Here is a 12497-nt window from a genome sequence, read left to right as displayed (position 1 = left end):
TGATCAAAACAGATCAAAGGCTCTCGGCAGTGATGGTGATGAAGCGGATGGGATTTCGGTCTGGCTCGACCTCGGTAAGGCCGACGCGGCGCAGGATGAGGTCGAGCGCACGCTGCGCCTGCGCCTCCGGCGCTTGGTCGAGCACCACATCCATGATGCCGTCGCGCAGGGCCGCACGGGTGTAGTCGGTCAGTTCATGGCCGATAAACAGGATGTCCCTGCCGCGGTCATGGCGCCGCAGCACGTCGATCAAGGCCGAGTTTGCGCCGCCGGCATTGTAGAGACCGACGAGGTTCGGAAACATGCCGAGCGCGATCGCAAGCGTTTCCGCGCTGAAATGTTCCTCGTCGCGGGTGAAGCCGAGCCAGTCGAAACTGATCGCGCCGGGATGGTCGCGAAAATATTCGGAAAAGCCGCGGATACGGTCATGGTGGACCTGGTAGATCGGATGGCACAGCGCGACGACCGAGCCTTCCGCCCGCGCCATGCGAGAGATGAAATGAGCGGCCGTGCGCCCGGCAGCATAATTGTCGATGCCGACGAAGTCGACCTTGTCCTCGGAGGCGCGGGTCACGACATGGACGACCGGCACGCCCTGCCGGACGACCGTTTCCACCGCCGCCCGGATCAGCGGGCTGTTTGGAACCGCGAGGATGAGGCCTGCCCGCGGCACGTCCGTGGACAGGATGTGCCGGGCGATCTCCTGCGGGTTCATCTCCTCCGCAAACCGCCGATGCACGACCACGAGCGGATCGAGCGTCGCAGCGATCCGCTCGAACGCCTTGGAGAGGCGGCGATAGAAGGTCGTTTCGGGACGCACCATCAGCACGTCGATACGCAGCAGGCCGCGGTGTGCCTCGGGAAGCGTGCGCGGATAGTTGAGGCTGCGCGCGGCGGCGACCACCTTCTCGACCAGTTCCGGCCGCACGCCCCCTCGCCCGTTGAGCACCCGCTCCACCGTCGCGGTCCCCACCCCGGCCTGGCGGGCGATGTCCCGGTAGCGCGGCTTGCTCACGCTAAAACCTTCCGCTAGCTGCCGGCATGAACCGGCGCCCGCAGCGCGCTCCACGGGCGGGCCACCTCAAGGTCGCGGGCGACGCGCACCAGGGTCGCCTCGTCCGCGAAACGGCCGACGACCTGGATGCCGATCGGCATGCCGGTGCGGTCGAGGCCGAGCGGCAGGCTGACGGAGGGCTGGCCGGTGGCGTTGAAAGTGCCGAGGAAGGTGAAGAGCGTCGTGTCACCCTCGGAAAACGCCTCAGCCGTCAGGTCCTCGCGCGTCGTCGAGAACAGGCCGTGCTCCGGCGCGGTCACAGGCGTCGTCGGTGTGAGCAGGATATCGAAGCGCTGCGTGGCCACCGCCACGTCATGGCGGATCTTGCGCAGGACCTCGAAGACGTTGACGATCGCCGCCGGCGACATGGCAAGCGTCTGCTCCATCAGCTTCAGGATCACCGGCTCCAGCGTCGTGGCGTCGAGCGGCTTGCCGAGCAGGCGGGCGAAGTCCGGCATCTCGGCAAGGCCGAGGTTGAAGCCGCCCATCACGCCGACCATGATATCCTGCGGGTCTGCCGAGGCGCCGATCTCCTCGATTTCGTGGCCCATCTCAGCGAGTAGGGCTGCCGTTTCGTCGAGCACGGCCAGCACGTCCGGCGCAATCGGCACCCTGCCCCAGGCGGTGCGCGCGAGGCCGACGCGCAGCTTGCCGGTCGGCCGGTTCAGCTCCTCGACATAGGGACGCTCCGGCTCGCGGATGATGAAGGGATCGCCCGGCTCCGGGCCGGAAAACACATCGAGCGCCGCCGCCATGTCGCGCACCGTGCGGCAGACGACGAATTCGCGGGCGAGGCCGAAGAGCGAATCCTGACCGTCGGGGCCGCCGGAAACGCGGCCGCGCGAGGGATTGAGCCCGACCAGGCCGCACCAGCCGGCCGGAATGCGGATCGAGCCGCCGCCATCGGACGCGTGCGCGATCGGCACGACGCCGGCAGCGACCGCCGAGGCCGCACCGCCGGAGGAGCCGCCCGCCGAGCGGGTGAGATTCCAGGGATTGCCCGTGACGCCTTCCAGCAGGGTCTCGGTGAAGCCGGCAAAGGCGAATTCCGGCACGGCGCTGCGGCCGATGAGGCGCAGGCCGGCCGCCTTGGCGCGGGTGGTGTAGTAGCTGTCGAAGGTCGCAACACTGCCCTTCATCAGCCGGCTGCCGCATTCCTGCAAGCGCCCGGCCTCCTTGGAACCGATGTCCTTGCGCAGGAACGGCACGCCGGCAAAAGCGCCCTCGTCCGGGCCGGTAACGTCTTCCGCATCAGCGTAGAACTCGACGACCGCATTGATTTCAGGATCGACCTTTTCATGGGCCGCGCGCGCAAGCGCAATCAGCTCGCGGGCGGAAATCTCCCGGCGCTTCACCAGATCGGCAAGGCCGGTCGCGTCATGGCTGCAATATTCGGAAAGGTTCATGGAAAATCCTGAGGTCATGACGCGGGACCGCCACACAAGCCAGCAGCGGCGCTTTTGTCAACCGGCGCGCTGCCGTCAGGTTTTTCCGGGCAGGACGTAATGCGTGCGCATCGTGCGGGCGTCGCGCTTCTCGATGGAAAGCCGGTCGCCGCGTTCGGCAAGCGCATTCAGCTCCCGCAGCACGAGCGCATGGGCGAGGCCGAGATGGCGGGCGAAGGTGCGGCTGTCATGCGCGATGCCAAGCGACGCGGCGGCGAGAAGTCCCGCCTGGATCGCGCTCAGCTGCGGGTTCTCCGCTTGCAGCCGGGCGACGAGCGCCAGGAAGCGCTCGGCATCCGGCACAGTGCCAGTCACGCCGCCTCGCGCTTGCGGAAGGTCACCATGATCGACTTGGAGGTCGGCGTGTCGCTTTCCTCGCCGGCGCTGCCTAGCGGCACCAGCACGTTGAGCTCCGGATAATAACCGGCGATGCTGCCGCGCGGGATATCGTAAGGCACGAAGCGGAAATCGGGCGCGATGCGCGCGATGCCGTCGTCATGGTCGCCGACCACGTCGATGCGGTCGCCCGCCTGCGCGCCCATGGCTTTCAGGTCTTCCGGGTGGATGAAGATGACCTGGCGTTCGCCATAGACGCCGCGATAACGGTCGTCGAGACCATAGACCGTCGTGTTGTACTGGTCGTGCGAGCGGAAGGTCTGCAACGCAAAACGCCCGCCGCCCTTGCGCGCTTTCTGGTGCACGGTCTCTTCCGGCAGCGGGCCGGAGAAGAAGGTCGCCTTCGCCGCCGGCGTATCCCATTCGCGGTGGGCGGCCGTGTTGCGCAGGTGGAAGCCGCGCGGCTTGCGCAGGCGCTTGTTGAAATCCTCGAAGCCCGGAATGGTCGCCTCGATGGCGTCGCGGATGCGGTCATAGTCCTCGGCGAGCGCCGTCCAGTCGATGATGCCCTCGCCCACCGTCGCCCGCGCGATACCGGCAATGATGGCGACCTCGGACTTGAGGTGCGGCGAGGCCGGGCGGTTGATGCCGGCAGAGCCATGCACCATGCTCATCGAATCCTCGACGCTGATGAGCTGCGAATTGCCCGCCGTATTAAGGTCCATCTCGGTGCGGCCGAGGCAGGGCAGGATGAAGGAGACCTCCCCCGGCATCAGATGCGAATGGTTCGGCTTGGTGGCGACATGCACCGACAGTTTCAGGCCGCTCAGCGCCTTTCCGACGAGCGCGCTATCCGGCGTCGCGCGGGCGAAATTGCCGCCGAGGCCGATGAAGGCCTTTGCCGAGCCGTCCAGCATGGCGCCGATCGCCGAGAGCACGTTGTGCCCGTGCTTGCGCGGCACCGCGAAGCCGAAATGTTTTTCCAGCGCATCGAGGAAGGCTTGCGAAGGCTTCTCGTTGATGCCGACTGTGCGGTCGCCCTGCACGTTGGAATGGCCGCGCACCGGGCAGAGGCCAGCGCCCGGCCGGCCGATATTGCCGCGCAGGAACATGAAATTGGCGATCTCGCGGATCGTCGCCACGGAATGCAGGTGCTGCGTCACCCCCATCGCCCAGGTGCAGATGACCCGCTCGGCCTTGATATAGACCTCGGCGGCACGCTCGATCTCGGCGCGTGTCAGGCCGGACTGGTCCTCGATCTCGGCCCAGCTCGTCGCCTCTACGGCGGCGCGGTAGTCGGCCAGACCGGCGCAATGTTCGGCGAGGAAGGCGTGGTCGAGCACGCTCGGCAGGCCCGCGGTCACCGCCGCGTCCTCGGCCGCGAACACCACCTTCGCCATGCCGCGCACGGCCGCCATGTCGCCCCCGAGCTGCGGCTGGAAATAATGGCTGGCAATGTCCGTCGCGCCGCCGCGCAGCATCTCGATCTTGTCCTGCGGATCGGAGAAACGCTCCAGGCCGCGCTCGCGGATGGGATTGAACACAACGATGCGGGCGCCGCGCATTGCGGCCCGGCGCAGATCGCCCAGCATGCGCGGATGGTTGGTGCCGGGGTTCTGGCCAATCACGAAGACCGCGTCCGCCTCCTCGAAATCCTCCAGCAGCACCGTGCCCTTGCCGACACCGATCGCCTGGCGCAGCCCCACGCCGCTCGCCTCGTGGCACATGTTCGAGCAGTCCGGGAAATTGTTGGTACCGTAGGCGCGAACGAAAAGCTGGTAGAGATAGGCCGCCTCGTTGCTGGCACGGCCGGAGGTGTAGAATTCCGCGCGGTCGGGATTGTCGAGGCCCTTCAGGATGCCGCCGATTTCGGCGAAGGCATCCGCCCAAGCGACCGGGAGGTAGCGGTCGCTGGCGGCGTCGTAGCGCATCGGATGCGTCAGGCGGCCGTTGAGCTCCAGCTCGTAATCCGTCAGTCGGCGCAGCTCCGACACGGTTTGGGCGGCGAAGAAGACCGGTGAAGCGCGTTTTTCCGTCGCTTCCCAGGCGACGGCCTTCACGCCGTTCTCGCAGAATTCGAAGGAGGAGCCGTGTTCGGGATCGCCCCAGGCGCAGCCCGGGCAATCAAAACCGTCCGGCTGGTTGGCCTTCAACAGGGTGCGTGCGCCGGAGATTGGCATGCCGCTCTCCAGAAGCCTTTTGCCGCAACTCTTCAACGCTCCCCAGCCGCCGGCTGCGGAGGATTTCTTGCCGATAAAAGTCGTTGTCATGACTCATGTATTATCGACGGGAGGGCGGGGATCAAGGCGACTGTCACGATGGCTTGATAGTCAATTCCTATCAAAACGGCAGGCGCGCATTCTCCTTCACTTCCTTCATCACGAAGAAAGTACGCGTCTGTCGCACGCCGGGCAGCGCAATCAGCTTCTGCCCATGCAGCTTGTTGAAATCCGCCATGTCGCGCACGCGGATTTTCAAGAGATAATCGAAATCGCCCGCGACCAGGTTGCAGTCGAGCACTTCCTTCATCGCCATCACCGCGCCCTCGAAGGCGGCGAAGCTCTCCGGCGTCGAGCGATCGAGCACCACGCCGACCATGACGAGCGCGCCGAGGCCGACGGCGGCGGGTGCCACTTCGGCCCGCACACCGGTGATGTACCCCTCCTCGAACAGCCGCTGCGTGCGCCTGTGGCAGGTGGCGGGGCTGGCATTCACGCGCTCGGCGAGATCGGCATTGGAAAGCCGGCCCTCGGATTGCAGGGCGCGCAGGATCTTCAGGTCGATCCTGTCAAAACTCTCCGCGGAAGAATCTTTCATTTTTCACCACTCGATCCGAAGAATTAAATCACCGATGTAGAAATCTACTGCATCTGGGAAAAAACGACCACAAAAATAGAGAGCACCTTCCACACGGTTTCTGCCATCTTTCCTTGGCAAAATCGGAACGGAGGACACAATGTCACTGCTCGAAAAATTCGAACGCTACCCGCTCACCTTCGGCCCGACGCCGATCGAGCATCTGCCGCGGCTGTCGGCCGCAATCGGCGGCAACGTCCAGATCTACGCCAAGCGGGACGATTGCAATTCCGGTCTCGCCATGGGCGGCAACAAGCTGCGGAAGCTCGAATATATCGTGCCCGACGCCATCGCTTCCGGGGCCGATACGCTCGTCTCGATCGGTGGCGTGCAATCGAACCACACGCGCATGGTGGCCGCCACGGCTGCGAAGATCGGCATGAAATGCGTGGTCATCCAGGAAAAATGGGTGCCGCATTACGATGCCGTCTATGACCGCGTCGGCAACATCCTGATGACGCGGCTGATGGGGGCGGACAGCCGCTTGGTCGACGACGGTTTCGACATCGGCATCCGCAAGAGCTGGGAAGACGCCATCCAGTCGGTGAAGGACGCCGGCGGCAAGCCCTATCCGATCCCGGCCGGCGCCTCGGTGCACAAATACGGCGCGCTCGGTTATGTCGGCTTTGCCGAGGAGGTCGCGGCGCAGGAGAAGGAACTCGGCTTCACCTTCGATTACATTGTCGTCTGCGTCGTCACCGGATCCACCCAGGGCGGCATGATCGTCGGCTTTGCCGCGCAGGACCGCGCCGATCGGGTGATCGGCATCGATGCTTCGGGCACACTCGACCAGACCCGCGCGCAGGTGCGCGGCATCGTCGACGCCACGGCCGAACTGGTCGGCCTCGGCCGGGCGATCCGCGAGGACGAGATCGTCATCAACCCCGATTATGCCTATCCGGCTTATGGCGTGCCGTCGGAAGAAACCAATGCAGCGATCCGGCTTGCCGCCCGCACCGAGGCGATGATTACCGACCCGGTCTACGAGGGCAAATCCATGCAGGGCATGATCGACCTCGCGCAGAAAGGCTTCTTCCCCGAGGGCTCGAAAGTCCTCTACGCCCATCTCGGCGGTGCCCCGGCGCTGAACGGTTACAGCTACTACTACAAGGACGGCTGACCGCCGGCCCGACCCACAAACCCCATTGAAGACGAACGGCCCGACGCTGCGGCCACGGCAGCGGGCGGCGGCGCTCGTCTTCCACAACGAGAAGCGTCGCTTCCTTGAGGCAAGACGCCACCCCCAGGGAACGATCCCACCAACCCAAGGAAAGGACTTTTGAAATGCGCAAGACATCCATCCTGATTGCCGCCCTGGCAAGCATTGCGCTCGGCCCTGCCGGGCAGGCATTTGCGGACCCCGTCAGGAACATCGTGATCGTGCATGGCGCGCTCGCCGATGGTTCCGGCTGGCGCAAGGTTTTCGACCGGCTGACGGCCAAGGGCTTCAAGGTCACCGTCGTGCAACCGCCGATGACGTCACTGGAAGACGACGTCGCCGCGACGAAGCGTATCCTCGACCAGCAGGACGGCCCCTCGGTGCTCGTCGGCCATAGCTATGGCGGCATGATCGTTACCGAGGCGGGCACCGCCGACAATGTCGCGGGCCTCGTCTATGTCGCGGCGTTCCAGCCGGATGCGGGCGAAACCCTGCTCGACCTCGCCGGCAAAACGCCGGCCGCGACCAAGGCCATCATGGCGACGAAGGACGATTATCTCTTCCTCGACCCGGCCGCCTTCGCCGCCGATTTCGCCGCCGATATCCCGGCGGACGAAGCCCGCTTCATGGCCCATTCCCAGGTCTACCCCGCCAAGGCGGCGTTCGAGACCAGAATCACGGCGCCGGCCTGGAAGAGCCGCAAGAGCTGGGCGCTGATCGCAACCGACGACCGCGCCATCCACCCCGACCTGATGCGCGACATGGCCAAGCGCGCCGGCAGCGAGCCGGTCGAGGTGAAGGCGAGCCATGCCGTCTTCATGTCCCAGCCGGCCGCGGTCGCCGAGCTGATCGAGAAGGCCGCGACCACGCTTTCGGATTGATGCACCCCGGCATTAGGGGCCATGCCATTGGCGACACGGGATTTTCCGCCGGAGGGCAATTGCCTTTCGGCGGAATGCGCTTTGTAATGAAGCCGATGGTAATAAAGCCGTTCGGGACAGAAGCGCATGGATCCTACACATTTGTTCGAACTCGTGATCGGGATGTTCCTGGCGATCATCGTGCTGCACTATGCGGCCCACCGGCTCGGGTTGCCGCCTTCCGTGGCGCTGCTTGCGGGCGGCGCACTGCTGGCCTTCGCGCCGGGCCTGCCCACCATCGAAGTCGATCCGGAGCTTGTTCTCATCATCTTCCTGCCGCCGCTGCTGATGGACGGTGCCTGGTTCATCGCGCTCGGCCGCCTGCGCCGCCACATGATCGGCATCGCGTCGCTTGCCGTCGGCGCCGTGGTCTTCACCTGCGTCGTCGTGGCCGTGGTCACCCATCTGCTGTTCCCGTCGCTGCCCTGGGCCGCCTGCGCGGCGCTCGGCGCGATCGTCTCGCCGCCCGATGCGGTCTCCGCCCGTGCCGTGCTGCAACAGGTGAAACTGCCGCGGCGCCTGCAGATCCTGCTCGAAGGCGAAAGCTTGTTCAACGATGCGAGCGGCCTGGTGCTCTTCCGCTTCACCATCGCCGCCGCCGTCACCGGTGCCTTCAGCACGGTGGATGCGGTCGGAAGCTTCTTTGTTCTGGCGATCGGCGGTGCGCTGATCGGCATCGCCATCGGCACAGTCTGGGTGCTGCTCGTGCGCCGCCTTGAAGATGACTACCTGATCATCGCCGCCACGGCGCTGCTCTCCTGGACATCCTACCTGCTCGGCGAATTCTTCCACGTCTCGGGCGTCATCGCCACCGTGACCACCGGCCTCATCGCGGGCTGGCACCAGCACACCGTCTTTTCCGCCGCAACGCGCATGCGCGGCACCTCCTTCTGGACCGTGCTGGTCTTCCTGATGGAGGCCGCGGTCTTCATCCTGATCGGCCTGTCGCTGCGCGGCGTCGTGGAGCGCGGCGGCGGCATCGACGTCGTGGTCGCCACCATGGGATTGCCGATACTCGTCATCCTCATCGCGCTGACGCTCGCGCGCTTCGCCTGGGTATTCGGCTCCGACTATGTGATCAGGCTCTGCAACATGCTGGGGATCGATCGCTACAAACCGCTCGGCGCCCGCGGTTCCACAGTCCTCGGCTGGGCGGGTGTGCGCGGCGTGGTCACGCTGGCGCTGGCACTTTCCGTGCCGGAAGGCTTTCCGGGCCGCGATTTCATCCTCGTCACATCCTTCGCCGTCATCCTCGGAACCGTGCTGATCCAGGGCACGACCCTGGGCAAGGTGATCGCCTGGGCGAAGCTCAGCGAGCCCGCGTCCGAAAAGCCGCGGCTCACCATGAGCCAGACCGAAGCCGCCATGGCGCAGGCACAGTTCGTGGTCGTGCGAAGCCGGGCTTATGACGGAGACGGCAATCTCGTTCACCCGCAATTGCTGGAGCGCTACCAGCGCAGGGCGACGTCGATCGTCGACTATGCCGAGCGCACGGAAGACTACACGCCGGTGCTCCATGCCCATTTCGACCTGGTGCTCGAAGCCGTCGCCACCGGCCGCCGCGAACTCATCCGCCTCCACCGGGCCGGCGAGATCGACGACGAGACGCTGCACGAATTGGAACGCGACCTCGACCTCGAAGAACTGAGCGCCATTTCCGCCAAGGCGTGACGGTCGCCCTCACGCCCCGCGGCCGGCCTTCAGATGGCCGGTCGGCAGCGCTGTCGTGTACTTAATCTGGCCGAGCGCGAAGCTGGAGCGGATATTGGCGACGCCGGGAATGCGGGTGAGGAAATCGACCACCAGCGCCTGGAACTTCATCAGGTCCTCGACCACCACCCGCAACATGTAGTCCGCCTCCCCGGTCATCAGGTAACACTCGACGATCTCCGGCTTGGTGCGGATGGCGGCGTTGAACACGTCGAGCGATTCCCGATCCTGCTGCTTCAGCGAGACCTGCACGAAGACATTGACCGCGAGCCCCAGCGCCTGCGCATCGACCAGCGCCACCGAGCCCTTGATGACGCCACTTTCCTTGAGATCGTTGACGCGCCGCCAGCAGGGCGACGCCGAAAGCCCCGTCGCCTCCGCCAGCTCCGAAATGCTCATCTCGGCGTTCTGCTGCAACAGGTCGAGGATGCGGATGGAGGCGGAATCGAGCGCGGGTTTCGAGGGAGGCATGATTGACCGATGACGGAGGAATTATCGGATAAACCTTTCGCAATTTCTCTTCACGCGGTCAACTGAGATCACTTTTGCCCGAAATTCCGGTGTAGCATTCCGGTCAATCGGGAGATCACGGGAGAGAGATGACGATGAATGCGCCGGCCCTGACGCCAGCACGGCTGGCCTGCCTGAAGGACCTGGAACGACAGGTCCTGTGGCATGCCTGCTGGATGATCCACAATGCCAACCACCTCCGCGAAAAAGGCGAGGTGAAGGTCGGCGGGCACCAGGCTTCGTCGGCCTCGCTTGCCGCGATCATGACGGCGCTCTATTTCCATGTGCTCCGGCCGGAAGACCGCGTGGCGGTCAAGCCGCATGCCTCGCCCGTCTTCCACGCCATCCAGTACCTGATGGGCAACCAGACTCGGGAAAAGCTTGAGAACTTTCGCGGTTTCGGCGGTGCGCAATCCTATCCGAGCCGCACCAAGGATATCGACGACGTGGATTTCTCCACCGGCTCCGTCGGCCTCGGCGTGGCGATCACCGCCTTCGCCTCGATCGTGCAGGACTATATCGCCGCCAAACAATGGTCGGAGCGCCCGGCGGGCCGGATGATCGCGCTGGTCGGCGATGCGGAACTTGACGAGGGCAATATCTACGAATGCCTTCAGGAAGGCTGGAAACACGACCTGCGCAACACCTGGTGGGTGATCGACTATAACCGCCAGAGCCTCGACGGCGTCGTGCGCGAGGGGCTGTGGCAGCGCATCGAGGGCATTTTCACCGCCTTCGGCTGGGATGTGAAGGTGCTGAAATACGGCGCGCTTCAAGAAGCGGCGTTCGAGGAGCCGGGCGGTGCGTCCTTGCGCGGCTGGATCGACCAATGTCCGAACCAGCTCTATTCGGCGCTGACCTTCCAGGGCGGTGCCGCTTGGCGCAAGCGGCTGACCGACGAGATCGGCACGAAGCCCGGTGTGGCCGCACTGCTGGCGGCGCGCGACGACGATCAGCTTTCCGATCTCATGAACAATCTCGGCGGCCATTGCCTGGAAACGCTGATCCGCACCTTCGAAAACATCGACCACGACCGCCCGACGGTCTTCCTCGCCTATACGATCAAGGGCTGGGGCACACCGCTTGCCGGCCACAAGGACAACCATGCCGGCCTGATGACCAAGGCGCAGATGGAGACCTTCCAGAGCCGCATCGGTGTGAAGCCCGGCGCGGAATGGCAGATGTTCGGCGCGATCCCCTCGCCCGAGCCTGTGCGCGAGCTATTGAAGACGGTGCCTTTCTTTTCGGAAGGCACGCGACGCTTCACGTCCCCGGCGCTGCCCTCGTCCGGCCCGGTCTTCCTCGACGACCGGGAACTGTCGACGCAGGCCGGCTTCGGCAAGATCCTCGATGCGCTCGCCCAGCGCAACGATGCCCTGTCGGCGCGCATCGTCACCACGGCGCCGGACGTTACCGTCTCGACCAATCTCGGCCCCTGGGTCAACCGCCGCGGCCTTTTTGCCCGCGAGAAGCTGGCGGATACGTTCCGCGACGAGCGCGTGCCCTCGGCGCAGAAATGGGAGTTCGGCCCCGCCGGCCAGCATATCGAACTCGGCATCGCGGAAATGAACCTGTTCCTGCTGCTGGGCGCCGCCGGCCTGTCGCATTCGCTGTTCGGCGAGCGCCTGCTGCCGATCGGCACGGTCTACGATCCCTTCGTCGCGCGCGGCCTCGATGCGCTGAACTATGCCTGCTACCAGGATGCCCGCTTCATGATCGTCGGCACCCCTTCGGGCGTGACGCTGGCGCCGGAGGGCGGGGCGCACCAGTCGATCGGCTCGCAGCTGATCGGCATCAGCCAGGACGGGCTGGCGAGCTTCGAGCCCGCCTATCTCGACGAGCTGTCGGTCATCATGGACTGGTCCTTCGACTATATGCAGCGCGAGGGCGACGGCGGGCACGACCCGCGCAACTGGCTTCGCGACGAGACCGGCGGCTCGGTCTACCTGCGCCTGACGACGCGGCCGCTGGAGCAGATCGCGCTCCGGCGCGAGGACCCGGCCTTCCGCCAGGGCGTGATCGACGGCGCCTATTGGCTGCGCCCGCCATCGGCCCGCACCCGCATCGTGCTCGCCTACCAGGGCTGCATTGCGCCGGAAGTGCTGATGGCCGCCGGGCGGCTCGCCGAGGCGCATGGCGACATCGCCGTGCTCGCGGTCACCTCCGCCGACCGGTTGAATGCCGGCTGGACGGCCGCGCAACGCGCCCGCCGCCACGGCGATTTCGGCGCCCGCAGCCATATCGAGACGCTGCTTTCCGCCGTGCCGCGCCCCGCAAGCCTCATCACCGCCACGGATGGCCACCCGGCGACGCTCGGCTGGCTGGGCTCGGTGGAGGGCCACCGCACGGTCTCGCTCGGCGTCGAACATTTCGGCCAGACCGGCACGATCGCCGACCTCTACGCCCATTTCGGCATCGACACCGACGCCATCATCGAGGCCGCGGAATCCGTGGTCGGTGCGGAGGCGTCCGTGCCGTTGCGGGCGGTCTGAGACCGTCCGCGGGAT

At 65.6% G+C, this 12497-nt stretch carries 10 protein-coding genes; 4 read left to right on the top strand and 6 right to left on the bottom strand.

Annotated elements, in window-relative coordinates; translation table 11 throughout:
* Positions 1–13: 13 nt before the first annotated feature.
* From AC1RWL_RS04960 to AC1RWL_RS04940, 5 genes are all read right to left on the bottom strand, one after another.
* The gene (locus AC1RWL_RS04960; RefSeq protein ID WP_493092978.1) at positions 14–1015 is read right to left on the bottom strand and encodes a LacI family DNA-binding transcriptional regulator; all 1002 of its coding nucleotides are present in this window, start codon (positions 1013–1015) and stop codon (positions 14–16) included.
* 14 nt (positions 1016–1029) lie between these two features.
* Positions 1030–2460, bottom strand: a complete 1431-nt coding sequence (locus AC1RWL_RS04955) for an amidase (protein ID WP_493092979.1) — start codon at positions 2458–2460, stop codon at positions 1030–1032.
* A 75-nt stretch (positions 2461–2535) separates the two neighbouring features.
* Positions 2536–2814, bottom strand: a complete 279-nt coding sequence (locus AC1RWL_RS04950) for a hypothetical protein (RefSeq protein WP_493092980.1) — start codon at positions 2812–2814, stop codon at positions 2536–2538.
* A complete protein-coding gene (locus AC1RWL_RS04945) occupies positions 2811–5105 on the bottom strand; it encodes an FdhF/YdeP family oxidoreductase (RefSeq protein WP_493092981.1) in 2295 nt (764 codons plus the stop codon). The genes AC1RWL_RS04950 and AC1RWL_RS04945 overlap by 4 nt, the downstream gene beginning before the upstream one ends.
* 70 nt (positions 5106–5175) lie before the next feature.
* Complete coding sequence (locus AC1RWL_RS04940) at positions 5176–5652, bottom strand: Lrp/AsnC family transcriptional regulator (protein ID WP_493092983.1); 477 nt, start codon at positions 5650–5652, stop codon at positions 5176–5178.
* A gap of 139 nt (positions 5653–5791) precedes the next feature.
* Here AC1RWL_RS04940 and AC1RWL_RS04935 point away from each other — a divergent pair, with 139 nt between their 5' ends.
* The 3 genes from AC1RWL_RS04935 (at position 5792) to AC1RWL_RS04925 (ending at position 9441) form a co-directional block, all read left to right on the top strand.
* Positions 5792–6811 carry a 1-aminocyclopropane-1-carboxylate deaminase gene (locus AC1RWL_RS04935; RefSeq protein ID WP_493092984.1) on the top strand — a complete coding sequence of 340 codons (1020 nt, stop codon included), beginning with the start codon at positions 5792–5794 and terminating at the stop codon, positions 6809–6811.
* A 164-nt stretch (positions 6812–6975) separates the two neighbouring features.
* Positions 6976–7731, top strand: coding sequence for an alpha/beta fold hydrolase (locus AC1RWL_RS04930; RefSeq protein ID WP_493092985.1), 756 nt, complete (start codon positions 6976–6978; stop codon positions 7729–7731).
* 126 nt (positions 7732–7857) lie between these two features.
* Complete coding sequence (locus tag AC1RWL_RS04925) at positions 7858–9441, top strand: Na+/H+ antiporter (RefSeq protein ID WP_493092986.1); 1584 nt, start codon at positions 7858–7860, stop codon at positions 9439–9441.
* A gap of 9 nt (positions 9442–9450) precedes the next feature.
* On the opposite strand, the gene AC1RWL_RS04920 is transcribed toward AC1RWL_RS04925, so the two are convergent.
* Positions 9451–9951, bottom strand: coding sequence for an Lrp/AsnC family transcriptional regulator (locus AC1RWL_RS04920; RefSeq protein ID WP_256114633.1), 501 nt, complete (start codon positions 9949–9951; stop codon positions 9451–9453).
* Positions 9952–10079: 128 nt separating this feature from the next.
* Here AC1RWL_RS04920 and AC1RWL_RS04915 point away from each other — a divergent pair, with 128 nt between their 5' ends.
* The gene (locus AC1RWL_RS04915) at positions 10080–12482 is read left to right on the top strand and encodes a thiamine pyrophosphate-binding protein (protein ID WP_493092987.1); all 2403 of its coding nucleotides are present in this window, start codon (positions 10080–10082) and stop codon (positions 12480–12482) included.
* Positions 12483–12497 lie beyond the last annotated feature (15 nt).

The organism is Shinella sp. GW821-FHT10F02, assembly GCF_058809275.1.
The sequence above is the reverse complement of the archived record's forward strand: the minus strand, read 5'-3'. Positions and strand labels throughout refer to the sequence as shown.